The organism is Ihuprevotella massiliensis, assembly GCA_900095835.1.
GTDB lineage: Bacteria > Bacteroidota > Bacteroidia > Bacteroidales > Bacteroidaceae > Alloprevotella > Alloprevotella massiliensis.
Genome location: LT608321.1, coordinates 1,935,797 through 1,959,204, shown reverse-complemented (window position 1 = coordinate 1,959,204; position 23,408 = coordinate 1,935,797). Strand labels below are relative to the sequence as shown.

The 23,408-nt window shown below is 48.8% G+C and carries 16 protein-coding genes; 11 read left to right on the top strand and 5 right to left on the bottom strand.

Annotated elements, in window-relative coordinates:
- Positions 1-114: 114 nt before the first annotated feature.
- Both BQ2633_RS07945 and BQ2633_RS07940 read right to left on the bottom strand, forming a co-directional pair.
- The gene (locus tag BQ2633_RS07945) at positions 115-2,256 is read right to left on the bottom strand and encodes a GDSL-type esterase/lipase family protein (protein WP_075566301.1); all 2,142 of its coding nucleotides are present in this window, start codon (positions 2,254-2,256) and stop codon (positions 115-117) included.
- A 72-nt stretch (positions 2,257-2,328) separates the two neighbouring features.
- Positions 2,329-2,832, bottom strand: a complete 504-nt coding sequence (locus tag BQ2633_RS07940) for a hypothetical protein (protein ID WP_141700165.1) — start codon at positions 2,830-2,832, stop codon at positions 2,329-2,331.
- Positions 2,833-3,273: 441 nt separating this feature from the next.
- On the opposite strand from BQ2633_RS07940, the gene udk reads away from it, so the two are divergent.
- The 7 genes from udk to thiL all read left to right on the top strand — a co-directional run bounded on the left by udk (position 3,274) and on the right by thiL (position 11,722).
- A complete protein-coding gene (gene udk, locus BQ2633_RS07930; protein ID WP_075567308.1) occupies positions 3,274-3,912 on the top strand; it encodes a uridine kinase in 639 nt (212 codons plus the stop codon).
- Between the two features lie 254 nt (positions 3,913-4,166).
- Positions 4,167-6,080 carry a 1-deoxy-D-xylulose-5-phosphate synthase gene (dxs, locus tag BQ2633_RS07925; protein WP_075567306.1) on the top strand — a complete coding sequence of 638 codons (1,914 nt, stop codon included), beginning with the start codon at positions 4,167-4,169 and terminating at the stop codon, positions 6,078-6,080.
- A gap of 153 nt (positions 6,081-6,233) precedes the next feature.
- Positions 6,234-7,580, top strand: coding sequence for a Trk system potassium transporter TrkA (gene trkA, locus BQ2633_RS07920; RefSeq protein WP_075566295.1), 1,347 nt, complete (start codon positions 6,234-6,236; stop codon positions 7,578-7,580).
- Between the two features lie 9 nt (positions 7,581-7,589).
- A complete protein-coding gene (locus BQ2633_RS07915) occupies positions 7,590-9,047 on the top strand; it encodes a TrkH family potassium uptake protein (RefSeq protein WP_075566293.1) in 1,458 nt (485 codons plus the stop codon).
- Positions 9,048-9,263: 216 nt separating this feature from the next.
- Entirely contained in the window at positions 9,264-9,815 is a 552-nt protein-coding gene (locus BQ2633_RS07910; protein ID WP_075566292.1) for an NAD(P)H-dependent oxidoreductase, read from the top strand.
- A 41-nt stretch (positions 9,816-9,856) separates the two neighbouring features.
- A complete protein-coding gene (locus BQ2633_RS07905; protein WP_075566290.1) occupies positions 9,857-10,339 on the top strand; it encodes an outer membrane beta-barrel protein in 483 nt (160 codons plus the stop codon).
- 321 nt (positions 10,340-10,660) lie between these two features.
- On the top strand, positions 10,661-11,722 hold the full coding sequence (gene thiL / locus BQ2633_RS07900; RefSeq protein ID WP_075566289.1) for a thiamine-phosphate kinase: 1,062 nt from the start codon (positions 10,661-10,663) through the stop codon (positions 11,720-11,722).
- Positions 11,723-11,904: 182 nt separating this feature from the next.
- Here the strand turns inward: thiL and BQ2633_RS07895 are convergent, their stop codons facing one another.
- The gene (locus tag BQ2633_RS07895) at positions 11,905-13,245 is read right to left on the bottom strand and encodes a hypothetical protein (RefSeq protein ID WP_075566287.1); all 1,341 of its coding nucleotides are present in this window, start codon (positions 13,243-13,245) and stop codon (positions 11,905-11,907) included.
- A gap of 1,380 nt (positions 13,246-14,625) precedes the next feature.
- On the opposite strand from BQ2633_RS07895, the gene BQ2633_RS07885 reads away from it, so the two are divergent.
- The 4 genes from BQ2633_RS07885 to BQ2633_RS07870 are packed head-to-tail and all read left to right on the top strand — an operon-like array spanning position 14,626 to position 21,056.
- Positions 14,626-17,787 (top strand): type I restriction endonuclease subunit R, encoded by a 3,162-nt coding sequence (locus BQ2633_RS07885; RefSeq protein WP_075566284.1) that lies wholly within the window; start codon positions 14,626-14,628, stop codon positions 17,785-17,787.
- 3 nt (positions 17,788-17,790) lie between these two features.
- Complete coding sequence (locus tag BQ2633_RS07880) at positions 17,791-19,446, top strand: HsdM family class I SAM-dependent methyltransferase (RefSeq protein WP_075566283.1); 1,656 nt, start codon at positions 17,791-17,793, stop codon at positions 19,444-19,446.
- Positions 19,439-20,464, top strand: coding sequence for a virulence RhuM family protein (locus BQ2633_RS07875; protein ID WP_075566282.1), 1,026 nt, complete (start codon positions 19,439-19,441; stop codon positions 20,462-20,464). Before BQ2633_RS07880 ends, BQ2633_RS07875 begins: the two co-directional genes overlap by 8 nt.
- Positions 20,451-21,056, top strand: coding sequence for a restriction endonuclease subunit S (locus BQ2633_RS07870; protein ID WP_075566281.1), 606 nt, complete (start codon positions 20,451-20,453; stop codon positions 21,054-21,056). Before BQ2633_RS07875 ends, BQ2633_RS07870 begins: the two co-directional genes overlap by 14 nt.
- On the opposite strand, the gene BQ2633_RS07865 is transcribed toward BQ2633_RS07870, so the two are convergent.
- Both BQ2633_RS07865 and xerA read right to left on the bottom strand, forming a co-directional pair.
- A complete protein-coding gene (locus BQ2633_RS07865) occupies positions 20,959-22,218 on the bottom strand; it encodes a restriction endonuclease subunit S (protein ID WP_075566279.1) in 1,260 nt (419 codons plus the stop codon). The two genes, BQ2633_RS07870 and BQ2633_RS07865, sit on opposite strands and share 98 nt — an antisense overlap.
- 72 nt (positions 22,219-22,290) lie before the next feature.
- On the bottom strand, positions 22,291-23,271 hold the full coding sequence (xerA, locus tag BQ2633_RS11485; protein WP_428829836.1) for a site-specific tyrosine recombinase/integron integrase: 981 nt from the start codon (positions 23,269-23,271) through the stop codon (positions 22,291-22,293).
- Positions 23,272-23,408 lie beyond the last annotated feature (137 nt).

Below are 23,408 nucleotides of genomic sequence, written 5' to 3'. Positions count from 1 at the left end.
CTCCTCACACAAGCCGCAAAGATTCGGTATATAAAAGAACGCAACCAGCGAGATCTCAATGAGCATCTCGCTGGTCGTTGTTTTTATTAAGATAGAGAATAAAGTGCACGCTCTTTATTTCACCTCCAAACGGAAGGTGGAGAGCGGAAGCCCTTGGGAAGAAACGACATTGCCCTCGCTGAAAGGTTGCCAACCATAGCGCACATAGCGTGGTGTAGGTACGGCAGAAGAAGACAAAACGATTTGTCCGCCAGCGGTGACTTCGGCAACGGCAGGATAGAAACGCTCATCTACACCAGCCACTTCAAAGGTGCGCATGGGTTGTTGGTCACTCGTGGTTAAGCGCATGGGAGCTGCCAAGGTGAGCCACACACTGCTACCAGCGCGGAGGGCGGAGATGACTTCAGGACTCAGTGGACTTTGTGCGAAACCATAGTCATTGTGGAGCACCGCACGCGCAAGTCGCTCACCCACCTCAGCTTTATAGGGAGGATGCACATCATGGCGCAGCCCTTTGTCGGAGGTGACGATGAGGGGAAGATGAAGTTCCTGCGCAAGACTACGCTGTGTTTCGCGAAACCACGCCCATGAGGGACGCTCGATGCTGGAGAGTTGCACCAGATAGAAGGGACGCTGACGAGCAAAGGCCAACTGCTGCACGCGCAAGGATGGGGTGAGCGAATCAAGACCTTCGGACACACGCGCTGTGGCTTGCGCAGTTTGGGTGAAACGCTGCGTCCAACTCTCTTCCAAGAGGCGCAACAATCGCGCATAAGTCGTAGCATTGTGCGCATTTGACTCCCCTTGATACCACGTCACGCCCTTAAAGGTGTAGCCTTCTAGGGGGCGCATCCCAGCTTCATAGCAATAGGCAGGATGATAGGGATGACGAGCCTCGGGACGAAGTGCCACATTCTTGGCTGCACGTCCGCGCACCCAGTCCATCACAAAGTCATTTCCGCGCCAGTTGCGGAAGATTTGTGAGAAATGTTGCTCCAACACAGGGCGATCCACCCATGCTTCTGTGGGCGTACCTCCCACGGCATTACAAACGATGCCCACAGGCACTTTGAGACTATCGCGAAGCATCTTCCCCATATAATAGGCTACAGCGGAGAAATCACCCACACTTTCGGGAGAAGCTACCTTCCAAGGGCGTGCCTCAAAGAGACGGAGCTGATCCACCTCGGCAAGGGCTGTGCTGTCCCAACTCACATTGTCGGTTTCCCATCGAGGGCTCATGTTATAGAGGCGCAAACCGTTGTCGTTACACTGCGCAAGAGTTTGTTGTGCAGTCGCAGCTTGTTTCACCTTGAAAGCCATGTTCGACTGTCCACTGCACAACCACACTTCGCCCACTGCCACATCTTTGAAGCGTTTCACGTCGCGACCAGCAGCAATGGTCAGTGTTCCACGCTCCACAGGCTGCGAAAGCACCGCCCAAATGCGCCATTCACCACGATTGTTGGCAACTGCCTTGCCCAGTTCTTTGCCATCATAGCTCACCACGACGTTGGCACCAGCATTCGCAAGACCTTGGATGTAACAACCGCCGCGTTGAAGCACCATGCCATCAGAGAAAAGTGGCGACAGTTGCAGCCCGCCATAATTGCCCGTGATACCTTTATACACAGTTTCAGCGAGAGCCTTCGCCCCACGTGGATCAGGATGGATGCCATCGCTCAACCAGTCGGGATGCGCAATGAGGGGTTGGTAGAAATCGATGAGTTCCACGCCCTGCGATGCTGCGATGCGGTCTATGGTCTCGGAGATTTCTCTGCGCCAAAGTTCAGTGCCAGAGTCGAAACGTGGATGATCGTATCGAATCGGCGTAAGGCGCGAGAGGATGATCCGCACTTTGGGATTGGCTTGTCGCAGAGAGTCCATGAGTGCCACATAGTCGCCCACAAACTCATCGCGGAAGTTGGGCCAATTTCGCGGATCGGTGTCGTTGATACCGAGGTGAATCACGGCAATATCTCCCTTAAACTGCATCGCATCTCGAAACTCCGTCTGTTGGAAATAGGGGCGATGCCCATGTCGCAGGAGAGTGGCACCAGGTTTGCCGAAGTTGCCCACGATATAATCCTTACCGAGCATACGTTGCAACTGTGCAGGATAGGCATCTTGCTCACGATTGGCGATGCCCGTGCCGTAGGTGATGCTATTGCCCACGCATGCCACGCGCACCACTTTGCGAGCAGTGGCAGAGAGAGTGCTCAACAGCAGGAAAAGAGAAAGGAGAAATTTATACATGATAAGGCTTGATGTTATACTTTGAAAGGCAAAATCCCTGTGCCACAAGGAAAAAAAACGACACTTGATGGTTTACATCACTTCTTCTTGTGCCAAAAATAGGTTGTAGAGTGCTTTCCCGATGCGATCGCGGTCGAAGCGCACATCGTAAGTCATGGGAATGGTTGAGAGACGAAGTTGCTTCACTCCACGATTCAACTGCGCCAACTGTTCACGCGTGATGGGGAAAACAGCAGTCGCGACCACGCGGCGTTTAGGATAGCCTCCCACCCCTTCGTCTTTGACGGTAAGTTGCACCTCGTTGTCGATGAGTTTTCCAGGAAGCTGAATCAACTGATCCTCAAAAGTGCGCAACCACAGGGTGCTCTCAGGGAGAAATCTGCGCTCATTGGCCTTAAGTTGTAGCGTAAGCAAGTAGCCTTCGCCTTGTCGCGAGAGACTCATGGAGAGATTGTCGGCAGTCCAAAACGAGAGTTCCACGGGATCATAGCGCACCACCTCTTGTGCCTTCCCCAAACTGGGAAAGAAAGGTAGAACGAGCAGACTAAAGCATAAAAAAGAAAAACTTAGTTTCATAGGAAATATAGGATTAGGGGATTTACTCACGAGATGCTTTGCACTTCCTGTGCGCCATCTCTGAAATACTCTGCCAAAGTTATCTATTCTTTTTGGGGCGAACAAATGGAAGGTCTCTTTTTAATAGCTTTTCAAATTCAGACGGCAATTCTAGACGCTCCTTCAGCTTTCGAAGTCAAGGGCCACGACCTAAGGAGGATGGCGCAAGCTACAGCGCTCGCACACGGCTTTGCTAGATAAAATGCAAAGTTGAGGTGCGCGATTCGTGGGTATGAGTGGGTGAGGTGCGGTCTTATTTATAGTCACTACTTGCTAGATTTCATTTTTTCTTCGTACATTTGCCTTTACAAACTGCACGGATTGTGCCGCTGCGTGAAGCCTTTAGGGCAAGAACTCGGCAAACCTGCAGCACTCCAACCATTGAACATACACTCTTCTCCCATGCTCATCATCGGAATTGCAGGCGGCACAGGGTCGGGCAAGACTACTGTGGTGCGAAAAATCGTGGAAAGTTTGCCCCCCGACGCGGTGGCAGTCATCCCACAAGACTCTTACTACAAGCACCAATGGGATGTGCCCGAAGATCAGCGCAAGCTCACCAACTTCGACCACCCCAATGCGTTTGACTGGCCACTGTTGGCACACCAAATCGAACAACTCAAACGTGGAGAAGCTATCGAGCAACCCACCTATTCTTACATCACTTGCACGCGATGTGAGGAGACTATCCACGTGGAGCCCCACGATGTGATTATCGTAGAAGGCATCATGGCACTCTACGACAAGGAACTGCGCGACCAAATGGATTTGAAAATCTTTGTAGATACGTGTAGCGACGAGCGTTTGCTCCGTGTCATCGAGCGCGACATCGCAGAGCGCGGACACCCTCTCGAGATGCTCATCGGCAAATATCGCAATGTGCTCAAACCCATGCACGACGAATTTATCGAGCCCTCCAAAGAGCATGCCGACATCATCCTTCCTAATGGAGGTGACAACAAGCGCGCCATTGCCATGATGCAGCAATATATTCGTTCGGCTTTCAGAAGACAACAAATTTCTGAGGCTCTGGGACAATAATCCCTAGGCACTAGACCACCGTTCATTCACACGAAGCGGATCCGCTGTAAACCATGGGCATCAACACTTTGGCTGCTTTCGTCAAAACATCAGACATTGTACACTAGAAAAATGCGGTGCGCACCTGCGTGACTGCAATTTTTGCGTGCCATCACTTGGAAGACTCGCCATTGCCTGGTGCTTTTCCGCATCACACCACCACTAGTTGCTACGACAACAATGGCAAACCTCTGGTTTCTCAACATATTTCTGACATGACCACTCCCGAAAAATATCCTCTCTTATCGCGCATAAATTCGCCTGCCGACCTGCGACGCTTGTCGCTCGAAGAGCTGCCCCAACTTTGTCGGGAGTTACGCCAAGATATTTTTGAAGAATTGGCGCAAAATCCAGGACACCTGGCATCAAGTCTCGGAGCCATCGAACTCACCGTAGCGTTGCACTATGTGTTTGCCACGCCCGACGACCGCATCGTGTGGGACGTTGGACACCAAGCCTACGGACATAAAATTCTCACCGGTCGTCGCGACCGCTTTCACACCAATCGTCAGTTGGGAGGCATCAAACCTTTCCCTTCACCCTCTGAGAGCGAATATGACACCTTTGCTTGTGGTCACGCTTCTAACTCCATCTCCGCTGCCCTCGGCATGAATGTTGCCGCTTTGCAACAAGGACATCCCGAACGCAAAGTCGTGGCAGTCATCGGCGATGGTGCCATGAGTGGAGGACTAGCCTTTGAAGGTCTCAACAATGCTTCGGAAGTGCCTAATGATTTGCTCATCATCCTCAACGACAACAACATGAGCATCTCCAACTCTGTCGGAGGCATGAAGCAATATCTCCTCAAACTCCACGCTTCGGCAGGATATAATCGCTGGCGCAATCGCATCGCCCGCCGATTTGAACACTGGGGACTACTCAACACCTCGCGCCGCAAGAGCCTGATTCGCCTCAACAATGCCGTAAAATCATTCCTCTCCGAAGAGCAAAACATCTTCGAAGGCATGAACATCCGCTATTTCGGTCCCTACGACGGACACAACGTCCTCGAACTCGTGGAGATTCTCCAAGGCATCAAAGAGATGAAGGGTCCTAAACTCCTCCACATCAAGACGGTGAAGGGCAAGGGCTACGGATGCGCGGAAGCTGACCCCTTGGGCTGGCATGCTCCAGGCAAATTTGACCCTGAAGCGGAGGTGAAAATCGCGACTCCCGAACGTCCTGACGCGGCTCCGAAATTTCAAGATGTGTTTGGACACACTTTGGTGGAACTGGCGGAACAAAATCCGCGCATCATCGGGGTCACGCCAGCCATGCTCACAGGCTGCTCCATGCACATCATGCAGCAACAAATGCCTGAACGCACCTTCGATGTCGGCATCGCTGAAGGACACGCCACCACTTTCTCTGCTGGAATGGCAAAGGAAGGCATGATTCCCTTCTGCAACATCTACAGTTCGTTTGCACAGCGCGCCTACGACAACATCATCCACGACACGGCACTCTTAGATTTGCCCGTGGTGTTCTGTCTCGATCGTGCCGGACTCGTGGGCGAGGATGGTCCCACCCACCATGGGGTGTTCGACATTGCCGCCTTGCGCCCCATTCCTCATCTCATCATTGCTTCGCCCTACGACGAGTGCCAACTGCGCCACCTCATGTTCACCGCGCAGCAACAAGCGAAACATCCCTTCGTCATCCGCTATCCTCGTGGCGGCGGTCGCAGAAGCGACTGGCGCTGCCCCATGGAAGCCATCGAAATCGGCCGTGGTCGCCTGCTCCAACAGGGCACGGGCGAAGTGGCACTCCTCTCTTTCGGACCGATTGGGGTGACTGCCACCGATGCCATTGCGGCTGTGGAACAACAACATCCTGGTGTGAAAATCACTCATGTGGATTTGCGCTTCGCCAAACCCTTGGACGAAGATTTGATACTCCAAGTGGCACGCACCCACCACACCCTCATCACCCTCGAAGATGGTGCACGCCAAGGAGGCATCGGCAGTGCCGTGCTAGAACTCTTGGCAGATCAGGGTATTGCCACTCGTGTGGTACGCCTCGGACTCCCCGACCATTTTGTAGAACATGGGTCTGTGTCTGAATTGCACCACCTTTGTGGCATCGACCAAGCGAATATTGAACAGGTGATTTCGGAGCATCTCCAGTAACCTACGGAGAAATCCTTCCTTCTTCTCGGAAATTGCTCTCCGAAGCTGACTCAGGTCTTCCCAGAAGTTGCCCTTCCTAGGAATCCCCTTTGCAGCTCGACTCTCTCCCATTAGAACCCTTCAACTGGCGCACTGCGCCCTTCCATTTCCATCATGCGTATCGTCATAGCTGGAGCAGGAGAAGTGGGTAGCCACTTAGCCACACTCCTCAACCAAGACAAACACAACATCGTACTCATCTCCGACAACGAGCAGTCTTTGAAAACGGCTTGCATCCACGAAGACTTGCTCAAAATGTCTGGCGCTCCCACCTCCATCAGCTTTCTCCGCGAAGCTGGTGTGGAAGATTGTGACCTCTTCGTAGGGGTCACGCCCGATGAGAGCCGCAACATGACGAGCTGCATGCTGGCGAAGCAGTTAGGAGCAAAGAAGTGCGTGGCACGCGTAGACAGCATCGAGTATATGGAAGCCGAAAATCAAGAGTTTTTCCGCAAACTCGGCATCGACTCTCTGATTTATCCCGAATTGCTCGTAGCCAACGAAATCAACCACCTCATCTCTCGTCCATGGGCACGCCAATGGTGGGAAATGCAGTGTGGCAAACTCCTTCTCTTTGCCGTGGTGATGCGTGAAGACTGCGAACTCATCGACAAACCCATCTCGGAAATCTCAAGTCCTGAAGACCCCTTCCACATCACTGCCATCAAACGCAACGGGGTGACCATCATTCCTCATGGCGAAACCACCATTCGCTTGGGTGACTTGGTGTTTGTCATGACGCGTCCCGAACACATCCAGTTTGTACGCCATATTTTCGACAAAGAAAACATTCCCGAAGCCAAACGCGTGGTCTATATGGGCGGCAGCGACATCACCATCCACAGTCTCAATTCACTCCCCAAAAACATCAGTACGTGGGTCGTGGAGCGAAATCCCGATAAAGAGAAAGCCGTACATCGTGCCATCACCCATGCCAAAAACCAAGTGTATAGTGGCGATGCCCGCGATTTGAGTTTCCTCAACGACGAAGGCATCCGCAAAGCTGATGTCTTTGTGGCTGCCACCAAAAACACAGAGTCCAACATCATCGCATCGCTCTCCGCCAAACGATTGCTCAATATCACCAAGACCATTGCCATGGTCGAACAGAGCGGCTACATCGAACTGGCTGAGAAAGTGGATGTCGGTTCTATCATCAACAAGAAAACCTTTGCGGCTGCCCACATCTATCGCATGCTGCTCAGAGCCGACGTCGCCTCCATCAAAAACTTCACCGTAGCTGATGCCGATGTACTCGAATATCGTGTCAAAGCCGACTCCATCTTCACTCGCAAAGCCGTCAAAGACCTCCATTTCCCCTCACAAGCCAGCATCGGTGGTTATGTGCGTGGCGACAAAGGCTATCTTGCCAACGGCAACACCATCTTCCAAGCGGGCGACACCCTCCTCATCTTCTGTCTTCACAGCGAAACCCGCAAGCTGGAAAAGTTTCTCCAATAATCCTATTTCATGCTCAACTATCGCATCATTGCACGTGCCTTTTCAGGACTCATCGGTCTCGAAGCCTTGTTGTTCCTCATTTGTTGGCTCGTTGGCATCAGCTATGGCGAATCTCACCACAGCACATGGTTTGTCCCCATCTGCATCTGCACCACACTGAGCTTGCTTTTGGGACTCTTGGGGGGAAAAGGTCCCACACACTTTGAGCGTAGAGATGGTTTTTTCATCGTCGCCATCGTGTGGATCATCTACGGCATCTTGGGCATGCTCCCCTTTCTCTTTGGCGGACACATGCACCGCCCCGCAGAGGCCTTCTTTGAAGCTATGTCGGGATTCACCACCACAGGCTCCACAGCTTTCATCAACATCGATGTCCTGCCCCACTCCATCTTGCTCTGGCGCAGCATCACCCACTGGGTGGGAGGTATGGGAATCATCTTCTTCACCCTCGCCCTCTTGCCGGCACTCGGCATCGGCGAACAAGAACTCTTTTCTGCCGAAGCCACAGGACTGAAACTCAGCAAACTCCACTCGCGCGTGAGCACCACTGCCCACTATCTTTGGAGCACCTATTTTCTCATCACCATCTTGTGTGGCATCGCCTATCGACTCTGTGGTATGAACACCTTTGATGCCATCTGCCACAGTTTTTCCACCATCGCCACTGGAGGATTTTCCACCCATACGGCAAGCATTGCCCACTTCCACTCTCCTGCCATCGAATATGTTTCGGTGATTTTCATGTTCCTCAGTTCTGTCAACTTCACGCTGCTCTACTTCATGATTTTCAAGCGTCGTTTTAGACTCCTATGGAAAGACGAGGAACTGCGACTGTTCATCACCTTCATTCTCCTTTTCACCACCACCTGCACCCTGAGTCAGTGGTGGCATTCGGGAAATCCTTCCGAACATGGCTTCCGCGAATCGCTCTTCTATGTCACATCCATGATGAGCACCACGGGATTCACCACAGAAAACTTCATGCTCTGGCCACACCTCACCTGGATTAGCCTCATCTTGGTGAGCATCATGGGCGCTTGTGCCGGTAGCACTGCTGGTGGGGTAAAAATCGTGCGCATCCTCACCGCCCTCAAGGTGATGCGCACCGAGGTGCGCCGCATCCTCCACCCCCGCGCTGTCCTCCCTCTGCGCATCAACAACGACTATCTCACTGCCGACGTCCTTCAAAGCATCTTTGCCTACATCTGTTGCTATCTCTTTCTCATGATTGTGGGCATCAGCATCTTCGTCATGTTGGGATATCCTGTGTTTGATAGTTTCGGACTGAGCATCTCCACTTTCTGCAACGTCGGTCCTGGCATCGGCTACTCACTCGGACCGCTCGATTCTTGGAGTGAACTCCCCGACCTCGGACTTTGGCTCAGCTCCTTCCTTATGCTCGCTGGACGTCTCGAGATCTTCGGCCTACTCCTCCCCTTCACTCCCTCCTTCTGGAGAGATAATTAAATTAGAAGTTAGAGGTTAGAGGTTAGACGTTAGAGATTAGAGATTAGTTTCTCTAGTTCGTCTAGATGCTCTAACGTCTAACATCTAACGTCTAACGTCTAACATCTAATGTCTAATTGCTAACGTCTAAGCCCCCGAGCCGCGCTTGACGCGGCGAGCATAAAGGGGTCCGCGACCCTCTAACGTCTAACGTCTAATGTCTAACATCTAAACTCAATGTCTAAAGTTCTTATCATTAGCGGTCATACCGACCCCAAAGATTCCGTAGTTAATAATGAGATTCTCGACCGTCTTTCTGTCGCACTTCCCGAAGCAGAAATTGTTCGTCTTGCAGATCTCTACACCCACAAGCCCATCGATGTGGCACGTGAGCAACAACGCCTTGTCGAAGCCGACATCGTAGTCTTCCAATTCCCACTTTTCTGGTTCAGCATCCCCAGTTTGCTCCAACGATGGATAGAAGAAGTATGGCTTCGCGGCTTCTCTCACGGTTCCACTGGCACTGCCCTCAAAGGCAAGAAGCTCATTCTCTCCTTCACGGTGGGCGCCCCCGAAGAAGTCTACATCAACGATAATGGTAATGCCTTCGACAAACTCATGTTTGCCCAGATGTTTGCAGCAGGTTTCACCGGCATGGAGTTCGCAGGCATGATATACACCTGCAGTGTTTCCTACGCCATGCGCAACGAAGCAGGACAAGCTGAAGTCTTCAAGGCAAAAGCCGATGACCACGTACAACGCCTCACAGCACTTATCGCCAATCTCTAGTAAATTCACAAGCGGTTATCGCTTATCACAACCCGTTTTTCATGAAAAAAATCCTCACTCTCCTGCTCCTCCTCGTGAGCTTCTCCATCGGTGCACGCGCACAGTTTGAGCAAGACACCCACTATGTCAATGCCTCTCTCTCCAACTTCGGCATCAACTACAACGACCGCGGTGGCTTCCGCCTTGGCATGAACGCTGAAGGTGGTTATTTCTTCGAAGACAACTGGATGCTACACGGCACTGTAGGATTCAACCACTATGGCTATCGTAGCAACGAGGTCAACCTTGGTGCTGGGGTGCGCTACTATTTCTCGTCCAACGGCATCTCTCTCGGCACTGGACTCGAATACATCCACCGCAGCCCCAACCAAAACGACCTCCGTCTTCCCTTCACCGTGGGCTACACCTTCTACCTCAATCACTACATTGCCATTGAACCCCAAGTATTCTACAAACTTTCGGTCAACGACTTCTCCCAAGGTAGCGAAGTGGGTACACGCATCGGATTGGGATTCTATTTCTAATTTAGAAATTAGAGGTTAGATATTAGACGTTAGACATTAGACGTTAGAGAGGGCAAAACCTTTACCTCGAAAACTTCTAAGAAGCGACGAAAGTCTACCCTCTAACGTCTAACGTCTACCCTCTAACGTCTATCCCCCCGAGCCGCGCTTGTCGCGGCGAGCATAAAAGGGTCCGCGACTCTCTAACGTCTACCCTCTAACGTCTAACGTCTAATTGCTAACGTCTATCCCCTCATAAGCCCCCGAGCCGCGCTTGACGCGGTGAGCATAAAGGGGTCCGCGACCCTCTAACGTCTAATTGCTAACGTCTAACAACGTCTAATGTCCACCATATCCTCTCTTGGCGAATTTGGTCTCATTCGCCACCTCACCGAAGGCATCACGCCCACCCAGCCCAGCACTTTGCAGGGAGTCGGCGACGACTGCGCCATCATCGGAACCACCGAAGGCGAACAAACCCTCGTCACCACCGATATGCTCATGGAGGGCATCCACTTCGACCTTGTCTACACCCCATTGCGCCATTTGGGCTACAAAGCCGCCATGGTCAATCTCTCCGACATCTACGCCATGAACGGCACCCCCCGCCAACTCCTCGTTTCGCTGGCGGTGAGCAATCGTTTTCAAGTGGAAGATCTCGATGAGTTCTATGCCGGACTTCGTCTTGCCTGCGAGCGCCACGGCGTAGACCTCGTGGGAGGCGACACCTCGGCTTCCCTCACCGGCATCGCCATCAGCATCACCGCCATTGGCACCGCTGCTCCCTCCAACATCGTCAAGCGTTCGGGCGCAAAACCCACCGACCTCGTTTGTGTTTCAGGCAATTTTGGAGCGGCTTATATGGGACTTCAACTCATGGAGCGCGAAAAAGCCATTTATCTCTCGCAGGTGAAGGCTGCCAAATCGCAAGAAGCCCGCGATGCGCTCAATTTCCAACCCGACTTCTCTGGACAGGAATACCTCCTTGAGCGCTTGCTCAAACCCGAGGCACGTCGCGATGTGGTCGAAAGTCTGCGCCAAGCAGGCATCCGCCCCACTGCCATGATCGATGTGAGCGATGGCATCAGCAGCGAACTTCTCCACATCTGCCACGAAAGCCAAGTGGGTTGCCGCATCTTTGAGGAACGCTTACCCATCGACTACCAAACGGCAGTCGCAGCCGAGCAATTCAACCTCAATGTCTCCACCTGTGCCCTCAATGGTGGTGAGGACTACGAACTCCTCTTCACCGTGCCCCTCACCGACCACGAGCGTGTGGAAGCCCTGCCCGATGTCAAAATCATCGGTCACATCACCACCGCTGCCGAAGGCACACAACTCATCACGCGCGATGGCAACGAATTTGCCCTCAAAGCCCAAGGTTGGGACGCTGCAAAAGCCTAGTCCCTCCTTCCGCACAACTCCACAAAAAAGGCTGGACTCTGAATGTAGAGTCCAGCCTTTTTGCTAATCATTCGGATGCACATGTATCATCGAGGAAGTCTCCTCATCGATTCACCTCGATTTTGGCGCCTCATTCGCTCTAAAACGCATGAACACACATCACCCAAAGATTGACACCATCCTTAATTAAAAAGGTCGTTAGAGTCGCTCTTTTTCACACGTGGCGAAATTTTAGAGTTCACCTTCGTGGATTGGTGAGCGCCCTTAGCCTTGGGAGCAGCGGTACGAGGTCTGCTCATTTCGGTCTCTTCATATTCATACTCCTCGCCATTTACGGGCACACCGGGGAGCACTTCTGCATCGCTATTGCTAAAAATGTCTGCAGGAGAGAGCGACACCACCTCGTTGTTGGTATAACGAATCGACACCTTGCTCAATCTAAACTGAGCAACCTCTTCAGGTACTTCCACCGAAGTGTGGCTCCATTTTGCCGCTCTCCAAGTGTTTGGTTTGATCTGCACCCCAGTCATTTTGAGAGAACCAGTTTTCACGGGTTCACTGTGCGCATTGAGTAGTTCCCAATACAACACCATTTCTTTGACCGTGCGGCTGTCGAGATTAAAGAAGTTGCAACGAAACATCAGATTTGGATTGCTCTCCCAGCCCCAGTTGAGGAAATAGCCGTGAGGTGCTTTTTGCCTCACCTTTTCCACGCCAATCTCATATTGGAGTTGGTTCATCCGCTTCACAAATTCGTCCGTCACTTCTTCATGCATGATGCTATCTTTGAAGACTTCGCAGTGGAGTTTGAATCCACTACCGCTGCTCATCTTTGCAGGCACCGTGCTCACGTGCACTTTGTGGATGGTCTCTCCGATTTGGAAGGGCTCATCGGTGATGTAATAGAGGAATTTACCATCCATATTCACCATATACACCGAGTCCGCCTCCGTCACCTTGTCGCAGTCGTCCATGATGCACGTCAAACTCGCCCCGTGTGTTGGCACCACATTCCAGAGGTGGGTGCGGCGATATTCTTCTTTAAGGGCAGCCTCACGGGCTGCTGCTCGGCGCGCTTCCTCGAGTTTCCGTTGTTCTTCACGAAAACGCTCCGCCTCAGCTTGTTTTGCACGTTCTTCCTCATCGCGGCGTTTCAGCTGTTGCAGTTCGTTGGTGCGCATATCATTGTGTTGCTTGACCAACTTACGCACTTGGGTGGTGACTTGTCGGGTGAGGATTGCCAAATCGTCTCCACGCAGATGGGGCACATCTTTGTTGCGTTTCATCAGGCGGATTTGTTCGCGGGTGAGGGTCACGGCATAGTTTCCAGTCTCATTCACCACATAGAGCACACCATCGTGCTTGTCGTAGGCATACATGCGGTAAGGGGCATTGACCATCGTCACCTTGCTCACATCATTCTCGCGATAAAATCCTTGTTGATCCAGTGCATAACTCACGAAGGCTTGGACCTTCTTGGAATTGATGACATTCAAATCTTCTGTACCCAAAGTTTGTGCCATCGCCAGACAGGAACAAAGGCTCATCAAACACAAACCTACAAAAAGCAATATTCTATTTTTTATTTTCACCATCTCTTGATGTTTAAGGATATATCTGCAAAGATAGCAAAAATTCCGCAAACTTATCCTAGCTCCCTCCCGAATTTTGTTCAATGAGTGCCCCCCACCTTCCTGCCCAGTCTAAAACTCATCCTTAACAAGCCTTAATTCTCCTTCTCTCGCGCGCACGCGTGCGCGCACCCTACAGGAGTTTTGTGCTTTTTGCTTTCACAACCTTCACAGATTTCTTTGTAACACCCTAGTTGCCAACAATTTGCGGCTGCCCTTCGGACAACTTTTAACAATTCAAGCACGCATCGCCCTTTTTTGTCCCTCAAAAGACTGGAAAATGCCCATAGTCGCCTCTGCGCGTTCCCCCCTATTTCTGCCCAAGGCTTCAAGAAATCCGTCGCTTCCCCCTGCATCTACCCACTTTTTCGAGAAATGCCACAACGCAAGGGAAGCTCGACTAAAAACAATGGACGTTCCCCAAAAAACGTGGGACATTTTCTCAGTAACGTTGGACTTTTTCCAAAAAATGTCGGACATTTTCTCAGAAACGTCGGACTTTTTACTGAGATGCTCCGAGATTTCACTAAAAGGGACGCACTGACCCATTTTCTTTGCAGAAATGATGAACCCATACCACCCTATTCATCCACCAAAAAGTTCATTAAAACGCCATAGTGAGACAAGTCACCGAACAGGCAATTTCCTATCAGTTTTCTTTTTTCGGCTCATTTTGCAGCTCTCGAAATCCCTTTTGCGAGCTCCAAAGTGCGGTTCCACACGAACACCGTTCCTATTACCCTCCTAACGCACTATCTCCCATCGAGATACGCGCAATTTTGTGAAGGTTGTGAAAGCAAAAACTATTGTTTTGCTGTAATGCGCGCGCGTATGCGCACGCGAGAAGCCCCAAATGAGGGCTGCCCTCCCCCGAGAAAGAAGGCAGCCCCAACACATTTGTTCCGTCATGAGTTTTCTTAGTAATATGCTATTTCTACATTAAAAGTGATGGATATTACATTTGCTTCACAATGTATGTCTTGCCCTTTGAAAGATCCTTTCATACAGCTAAAAATCAAAGAATAACAACTCCACTCAAATTGTAGTTTAGAAATCACAGTACTTAAGTGCGCAGATTATCATTGCCTAACACAAAGAAATCGACATTTTCTCTTTATAAAATCCTTTAATGTTGTATCTTTGTAGGGAAGTCTGACTATTAAGTCAACAAACCAAGGTAACTACTAGGACCATGGTCATTTATCCGTCTATCCATTTTTGAAAGCGTTTTCGCTACATTCGCCTATCTCTAGCCCTTCTAATTGAAAATATATGGGTACATTTAACGAAGCTACACGCGTACAAATGCCAGCAATGGTGCATCTCACCCGACTAGGCTACCAATATATTGGTAAAATCCATGAGGAAGATGCGCACAATGGCGTGTATGACCCACACACGAATATTCTCCTTAAGGTATTTAAGGAGCAATTTTGCCGACTTAATCCAGAACAAGCTGGAAACTTCGAGCAAATACTATCGGACATACGCAAAGAACTCAACGATGATGACTTAGGTAGAGGTTTTTACAAAAGACTCAAAGCCATTTCTCCCATCAAGTTGATAGACTTCGACCACCCTGCCAACAATGTCTTTCACTTTACGGCGGAGTTTACGTGCAAAAATGGTCAGGACGAGTTCCGTCCTGACATCACACTCTTTGTCAATGGGTTGCCTTTATGCTTCGTGGAGGTGAAGAAACCCAACAACGCAGGGGGCATGGTGGCAGAAAGCACGCGGATGAACCATGAACGATTTCCGAACAAGAAGTTCCGATGCTTCCTCAACATGACACAGTTGATGATTTTCTCCAACAACATGGAATATGACACCATGGGAGGCGTTGTGCCAGTGGAAGGAGCGTTCTATTGCACAGGCGCTAGAGTTTCTGCGCCCTTCAACTGTTTCCGAGAAGAGAATCCCCAGGGCAACAAAGTGGCTCCTTTTCATAAGGATTATCCCTATGCACCCATCGATGATGCAACAGAAAAACAGATTCTAAAGGATTATAACTGCCAAGTCATCCACACCAGTCCGGAATATCAGACGAACCTTTCCGCCTTTACACCCACCAACCGCATATTGACCTCCATGTGCAGTCCGGAACGATTGCTCTATATATTGCGCTATGGCATTGCCTATGTGAGAATGGAACGAGAGGTGGATGGAAAAATTGAGTCGACCGACCAAAAGCATATCATGCGCTATCAGCAACTCTTTGCAGCGATGGCGATAGAACGCAAACTCTCTGAGGGGGTGCGTTCAGGATTGGTGTGGCACACGCAAGGGAGTGGCAAAACGGCTTTATCCTACCACTTGACGCATGTGCTCAACGACTACTTTGCTCGGCAAAACAAAGTGGCGAAGTTTTATTTTATCGTAGACCGCCTTGATCTCCTAGAACAAGCCACCCAAGAGTTTGAAGCCAGAGGATTGGTGGTGAACACCGCCAACACGCGCAAAGAACTGATGGAACAATTCCGAAAGAACCAGGCTCAACATGGTGCTGAAGGAAAGGCAGAAATCACTGTGGTCAACATCCAACGATTTGCAGAAGACACCGAGCGTGTGGAACTCAATGCCTATGCCACCAACCTGCAACGCGTGTTTATCCTCGACGAAGCGCATCGGGGCTACCGTCCTGGAGGCTGCTTCTTGGCCAACCTTTTTGATGCAGACCAAAATGCTATCAAAATTGCACTCACGGGCACTCCCCTCCTCAAGGAGGAACAAGCCTCGTGCAAAGTGTTTGGCAACTATCTTCACACCTACTACTACGACCGCTCCATCGCCGACGGCTATACGCTCAAAATCCTCCGAGAGGAAATTGAAACGTCCTATAAGGAAAAACTTACGGAGGTGCAAGACAAACTAGAAACCCTCGTAGAGAAAAAGGATGTGCGCAAGAGCCAGATCATAGAGCATGACAACTACGTGGATGAACTCTTGCGATATATCATCACCGATTTGGTCAAATTTCGCAAGATCCAAGGTGACCATAGCCTAGGTGGCATGATTATCTGTGAAACCAGTGCGCAGGCTGAGAAACTCTACGAACACTTCGAACAAATTCGTCAAAGTGTGTGTCCTGACACCTCCCTCAAAGCTGGACTCATCTTGCATGACCACGAGGACAAAGAAACACGACGACAAATCGTCAAGGACTTCAAGAAAAACATGACCATAGATGTGCTCATCGTTTTCAACATGCTCCTCACCGGATTTGATGCACCACGACTCAAACGCTTGTATTTCGGTCGTAAACTCAAAGACCACAATCTGCTGCAGGCCATCACGCGCGTCAATCGCCCTTACAAGCAGATGCGCTATGGATTTCTCATTGACTTTGCAGACATCAAACGCAATTTCGATGAAACCAATGAGGCGTACCTACAAGAGTTGAATCGATTTAATGAGGTATCCAACGACGAGGCACCAACCAATGTGAACACTTTCGCTCAAGTGCTGGAGAGCAAGGAGGAAATCATCGAACAGATGAAAAACATCCGCCAAACTCTCTTCAACTACTCGTGCGACAATGCGGAGGATTTTTCTACTGAAATCTCCACTGAAGAAGACAAGGCCACGCTCCTTGAGCTCAAACATGCTCTCACCGCTGCCAAAAACATGGCCAACGTGGTGCGCACCTTTGGAGATGACCAAATGCGCAACGACTTTGCCAAGGTGGAAATCACCAAACTCCCTGAGCTCCTCAGCGAAGTGCAGCACCGCATCAACATCATCAATCAGAAAGCAGCCTTCGAAGTAAACGCTGAAACAAAGCTACTCATCAACGAAGCAATGCTAGACATTGAGTTCAACTTCTCAAAGATTGGAGAAGAGGAATTGCGGCTCATTGCTGGAGGCATGGAATTGAAAGAGAAATGGCAACGCACCATCACAGCTTTCACGCAAAACTTCGACCAAGACGACCCTGAGTTTATCACTCTGCGCGATGCCTTCACCGAACGCTTCAAACAACGTGGCTTCGTGATTGACACCGTGGCGAAGTTTAACGAAGAAACCAAGGCTCTAGACGATGTGATGAAACGCCTACAAGTAATCCTCGTGCGCAACAATGCTTTAGTGAAGAAATATGACGGAGATGTGAAATTCGCTCGCGTACACAAACGCATCCGAGAGGTGAATCACCAAAGAGAAGCAGAAAACAAACCTCCCATGTTCTCCTTCAGAGACGAAGAAATCATGGCCATTCTGCACATGATTAAAGAAGACATCGACAAGAAAGTCTACGACAGGAATGACATTCTCAAAAAAGATGCTTTTTTCACAAAGACGGTGCTTTCACTCATCCAAGGATGTCTTTATCATTTACCCCAAATCAAGCCTGACACTGCGGACTATCATTTCATCAAAGATCGCATTGCGCAGCAATATCTCAACCAATATCACGCCACCTACGCTAACGCCTAGAATATGCCTATCAAAGAACAAACCCTCAAACTCATTGACGAACTCAAAGCCACCTGCACCAGTTATGGTATGGGCAACGATGGCAACGAATATAAAATCATCACGCAGGTATTTCTCTACAAATTTCTCAACGACAAATTTGGCTTTGAAATCAAAAGGGCGTTTAGCGACATAGCCCCACGCATCAAAGAGGCTCCCAAATGGGAAGAGGCTTATGCCCAGCTCACAGATGAGGAAAGACTACTCTTGCAAGGGGCACTCCCTGCTGAGGTGCCCACCTTAGAGCCTTATCACCTCATCGCTCATCTGTGGAACCAACAAGGAAAAGGCGATTTTGACACGATTTTCGACAACACAATGACGGACATCGCAGAACAAAATGCCGACATTTTCTCTACACAAACCACAGAGAACACCAAGATTCCACTCTTCGAACCGCTGACCCACTATGTCACCGATGCTGCACAGCGCGCACCTTTTGCTCGTGCACTAGTCGATAAGCTTGTCAACTTTTCTTTCGAATCTGCCTTCGAGCAGCACTACGACTTCTTTGCCTCGATCTTTGAATATCTCATCAAAGATTACAACACCGCAGGCGGAGGAAAATATGCCGAATACTACACTCCACACGCCATAGCCACCATCATGGCGCGCTTGTTGGTGGGCGACAACCCTGAGTTGCACAGCCAGGAATGCTACGACCCCTCAGCAGGCACAGGCACACTCCTCATGGCGCTGAGCCACCAAATCGGTGAGGAACGCTGCACCATCTTCTCACAAGACATTTCGCAGCGTTCCAACAAGATGCTCAAACTCAATCTTCTGCTCAATGGTTTGGTATCTTCGCTCGACTATGCCATCCAAGGTGACACCCTCACCTCGCCTTACCACAAAAGCGACGACAAACAAAGTCTTCGCCAATTTGATTTTGTGGTCAGCAACCCACCGTTTAAGTTCGACTTTTCAGGCACGCGTGAAAAGATAGCCGCACAACCTGCGCGCTTCTGGGCGGGAGTGCCCAATGTGCCAGCCAAGAAAAAAGAAGGCATGGCCATCTACACCTGTTTCATTCAGCACGTGCTCAATTCATTGAAACCAACAGGCAAGGGTGCCATCGTAGTGCCTACGGGATTCATCACCTCCAAGAGTGGCATCGAAAAGAAAATACTTTCCAAAATAGTGGACGAACGCTGGATTTATGGCTGTATCTCTATGCCTAGCAATGTATTTGCCACCACGGGTACTAACGTCTCTGTGCTCTTCTTCGACAAATCAGCCTCAGCCGACAAGGTAATCCTAATCGATGCGAGCAAAATGGGCGAGGAATACAAAGACGGAAACAATCAAAAGAAGCGACTCCGAGACTTCGAGGTGGAACAAATCGTGTCTACATTCCGCGAGCGCAAAGCTGTCGACGACTTCTCCGTATGTGTAAGCTACGATGAGATAAAAGAAAAAGGCAATTCCCTCTCTGCCGGACAATATTTCGACATCAAAATCGAATATGTGGACATCACCGAGGAGGAATTCAATGCTCGTATGGCCAACTTCAAACAAACGCTATCTGAACAGTTTGCAGAGAGTCATCGACTCGAAGAGGAAATCACGAAACAATTGGATGCTTTAGTCTTCAACAGCAATGTAGGCAACAATGAATAACGAAATTCAATTTAGACTATATAATCTTCCCAATGAGGAGGGAAAGGTGCAGGTAGTTATAAAAGAGGAAACCATTTGGTGCACACAGAAGGCAATGGCGCAACTCTTTGATGTAAATCTACCGGCAATAAGCAAGCACCTAAAAAACATTTTTGAAGAGGGCGAGTTAGAAGTAAATTCAACTATTTCCAAAATGGAAATAGTTCAGACCGAAGGTGACCGAAACATCAAAAGGAGCATCGACTTTTATAATCTCGATGCCATTATCGCTGTTGGCTATCGTGTTTCTTCTCCCAAAGCAACCAAGTTTCGTCAGTGGGCAACCAAAATCCTAAATGAATATATCAGGAAAGGCTTCGTGATGGACGATGAACGTCTCAAGCAGGGAGAGATAATCTTTGGAAAGGACTATTTCCGCGAACTACTCGAGCGAGTACGTTCTATCCGAGCCAGTGAACGACGCATTTGGCAACAGATCACCGACATATATGCAGAGTGTAGCACTGACTACAATCGCAACGCCCCTACCACCAAGGAATTCTATGCGATGATACAAAACCGCTTTCATTATGCAATCACAGGACATACAGCAGCGGAAATCATCTACACAAAGGCCGATCACACCAAAGAACACATGGGGTTGACCACTTGGAAAGATGCTCCGGAAGGGCGCATTCTTAAGTCAGACGTGAGTGTGGCAAAAAATTACCTATCCGAAGAGGAGATACGCCGATTGGAACGTGCCGTAACCGGTTTCTTTGACTATATTGAGGATTTAGTAGAGCGTGAAACTACATTTACGATGGCAGATTTCTCAGAGAGTGTCGATGCTTTCCTAAATTTTAGACGTTATCAAATTCTCCAAGGCAAAGGCAACATCTCAAGCGAGCAGGCAAAAGTGAAAGCACATACCGAGTACCAACTCTTCAATCCTACGCAACGCATAGACTCGGATTTCGACAAAGAGCTGCGTAAACTCAACCAGAAACGCAAAAACTATCAGCATGAAGAAATATAAACTTGGGGATATTGCAGAAATCATTGGAGGGGTCACCTACGATAAAGCAGATTTATCTGCTAGTGGTATACGAATACTCCGTGGTGGAAATATTCAAAATGGAGAGGTCTGCTTGAAAGAGGATGATGTGTTCCTTCCATACTGTTACAAGGATGACAAAAACACCGTACAAGTAGGTGATACCATCCTTGTTGCTTCTACTGGCAGCGTAGAAGTGCTCGGAAAGGCTGCCACAACTTTCTCTTCATTAGGAGACGTTCAAATTGGTGCTTTTCTTCGTATTATACGTCCTAAAGAGCCAAAGTATGCTGCTATTATATCTGCATACCTTCAAAGCACCTTATTTCGGAAGTATATACAGAAACAAGCCAAAGGGACCAGTATTAACAACATCAGGAATGAACACTTAGCAAATTTCACCTTATATATTCCATTTGACAATAATCTGGTGCTATTCTCTTCATTCTATTGTAACCTTGACCGAAAAATCGCCCTCAATCGTTCGATAAATCATAATTTAGTCGAGAACGCTCGACACCGATTTCTACCTGTCCATTCATCAGGAGAGGGAGAAGAGAGTCGCGTTGCTTAGTGAGTGATAGAATTTCTTTATTGTTGCGATGTATTTGCTTATATAATGCGGAAACCTTCGCTGAAAACGACTGCATTGTTGTTTCTGGAATCTTGATGTATTGCAATGAACACAAAGATGCCATAACCAAACACCTTAAAGTACTGCCCATAGCCGCCTTATCTGCTTTTATTTGTATTTCTTCAGAACATAACATTCCATAGAAGAAATCATTAGGTATGTTTTCTTTAGCCCTAAGGGTAAAAGAGGTTTCGCTAATACTCCAGTTACTTGGTTCTTCAATAATATAATATGTACGCCCAATAGTTCCTATGGCACTAAAGATAATGTCACCAACTTGTAATTGTGAACGTGAATTTATTTTAGCCAAAGCTTCATCATCACATCTATCACAATTGTCCCAATCAATAGTTGTCCCAATCAAACTTCGGATTGTAACATAATAGTTCCTTCCATTTCCCAATACAAAGTTGTTTCGTGGATTTAAGCCGTTAGTGATGCGTCCAATATAATCACCCAACACGCAATCATTCCACCCCTCTGGTATTTCTCTCTTCAGCTTCTCATTCCACACCATCTTGCCACCGCTACTTTTGTAGGGCTTGCCATTTTCGTCTGGAAAGTCGAACTGCAAGAACCAATAGTCGTAGAGTTGCTTTGCCATCGCCTCTAAATTATGATTTATCGACCGATTGAGCTGCATCTTTTTCGTGATGCCAATAATGATATTACCGATATTCTCTTGCTCTTGAGGGGAGAATGTCGGTAATTCATATCTCATTATCTGCTCTTTATCACCACGTGGCATTTTGCTCCCTTTTGCACCTTTCATCGCATATTCAAAAAATCTATCTTGTAGCAAGACGGCATATAAGAAAGAACTCTTGTTACTTTCTTTCACTCTGAAGACAAGAACATCAGTCGAAGCTCCTCCTTCTTTATTCGCAAGCCATACTTTCTTCAAATAGGGACGTATGTTAGCCACCAATACATCACCTTCTCGATAATGTGTTAGCGAACATACTACGGGGGGAAGGTTTGTTGCGAAGTTTTTTCCTTCTTTATTAGGCAAAAGAGAGTCTGTAGTAACATAATCTGCTAATGAAATGCTGTTACTACTAATCTTATCTTCTACGAATGTTGCTATATCTGATAACTTCATTTTTTCTATTTTACGTGCAAAGATACGCCCCCCCAAGCATTATCCCAAAAGGAGAGGAAAAAAATAGACCTATCAACTAATATATTTGCGGTGCGCCATCTTCACATTCGTCTGATTCACCATGGCGTAGTGCAATGTTGTGTCAATCTTTACATGCCCCAACAGACGTTGCACCTGCTCTATGGGCATACCCTTGTCGATGGCCATGGTGGCCAACGTGCGACGAAACTTGTGAGGATGCACTTTATTCAGTCCCACACGTTTACCGAGTTTACGTAATCGCGCTTCGATTCCACCGATTGTCAGTCTGTTATAAGGAGAAGACAAAGCCACAAAGAGTGCCGGATTCTGATCTCTACGACTCTCTAGATAACGTTGCAGATGTATCTTCGTGCGAGCATTAAAATAGACTTCTCGCTCTTTGTTCCCCTTCCCCAAAACAACACATTGCCGTTCGTGAAAATCGATGTCTGCACAGTTCATCTGCACTAACTCTCCTACACGCACACCTGTGGAAGCCAACAAATCGATTATCGCCAAATCACGGAGTTCCGTGCAAGAGTCGCGCAACACCTCCATATGCTCATCGCTCAACACCTCCTTGACCAAACTCTCTGTGCGCACCTTGTGAATGCGGCGCACTGGACTCTTCGCGATATAGTCTTCATCTTCCAACCAAGCAAAGAAACTTGAAAAGATGCGTCTAAGATTGTCTATCGTCACTCTACTCGAACCTCTTTCTTCTTGATAATGGGACAAATAGGTGCGAATATCGTTTGTGTCATATTCATCAATTCGCTTCTGTACCATATTCAATAAGGCTTCAATGGTCGATGTATAGTAATGCAATGTTTTTTCTGAACATCCTTCTATTTTCTTTGCTGCAATAAACGCCTGCAACAACTCTTCATTGGCTTGCTGTCGCTGACGCTTTTCGCTTTCTGCCGGTGACATCACTACCTGTGCAAACGATTCTTGCAAAACAGCTCTCAGTCTCATTTGCTGCGCCACTTCCAATACCTCAGACATCGCAGCAACTATATTATCTATCATTTTTTTGTTCATCAGATGCATTCTTGATTGTTCTATTCTATTATAAGAAAAAATACTGAGAATGCAAGAGGATAAATCATAATTTAGCGACACTTGTCCGTTCATTAAAAGGGGGAGAAGTGAGTCGCGTAGCTCTG

Excerpts from the sequence above, each read along its gene's own strand:
- BQ2633_RS07895 (WP_075566287.1), bottom strand. The coding sequence starts at position 13,245 with ATGGCACAAACTTTGGGTACAGAAGATTTGAATGTCATCAATTCCAAG.
- thiL (WP_075566289.1), top strand. The coding sequence starts at position 10,661 with ATGTCCACCATATCCTCTCTTGGCGAATTTGGTCTCATTCGCCACCTC.
- BQ2633_RS07875 (WP_075566282.1), top strand. The coding sequence starts at position 19,439 with ATGAATAACGAAATTCAATTTAGACTATATAATCTTCCCAATGAGGAG.
- BQ2633_RS07915 (WP_075566293.1), top strand. The coding sequence starts at position 7,590 with ATGCTCAACTATCGCATCATTGCACGTGCCTTTTCAGGACTCATCGGT.
- udk (WP_075567308.1), top strand. The coding sequence starts at position 3,274 with ATGCTCATCATCGGAATTGCAGGCGGCACAGGGTCGGGCAAGACTACT.
- BQ2633_RS07865 (WP_075566279.1), bottom strand. The coding sequence starts at position 22,218 with ATGAAGTTATCAGATATAGCAACATTCGTAGAAGATAAGATTAGTAGT.
- BQ2633_RS07940 (WP_141700165.1), bottom strand. The coding sequence starts at position 2,832 with ATGAAACTAAGTTTTTCTTTTTTATGCTTTAGTCTGCTCGTTCTACCT.
- BQ2633_RS07880 (WP_075566283.1), top strand. The coding sequence starts at position 17,791 with ATGCCTATCAAAGAACAAACCCTCAAACTCATTGACGAACTCAAAGCC.
- trkA (WP_075566295.1), top strand. The coding sequence starts at position 6,234 with ATGCGTATCGTCATAGCTGGAGCAGGAGAAGTGGGTAGCCACTTAGCC.
- BQ2633_RS07870 (WP_075566281.1), top strand. The coding sequence starts at position 20,451 with ATGAAGAAATATAAACTTGGGGATATTGCAGAAATCATTGGAGGGGTC.
- xerA (WP_428829836.1), bottom strand. The coding sequence starts at position 23,271 with ATGATAGATAATATAGTTGCTGCGATGTCTGAGGTATTGGAAGTGGCG.
- dxs (WP_075567306.1), top strand. The coding sequence starts at position 4,167 with ATGACCACTCCCGAAAAATATCCTCTCTTATCGCGCATAAATTCGCCT.
- BQ2633_RS07885 (WP_075566284.1), top strand. The coding sequence starts at position 14,626 with ATGGGTACATTTAACGAAGCTACACGCGTACAAATGCCAGCAATGGTG.
- BQ2633_RS07945 (WP_075566301.1), bottom strand. The coding sequence starts at position 2,256 with ATGTATAAATTTCTCCTTTCTCTTTTCCTGCTGTTGAGCACTCTCTCT.
- BQ2633_RS07910 (WP_075566292.1), top strand. The coding sequence starts at position 9,264 with ATGTCTAAAGTTCTTATCATTAGCGGTCATACCGACCCCAAAGATTCC.
- BQ2633_RS07905 (WP_075566290.1), top strand. The coding sequence starts at position 9,857 with ATGAAAAAAATCCTCACTCTCCTGCTCCTCCTCGTGAGCTTCTCCATC.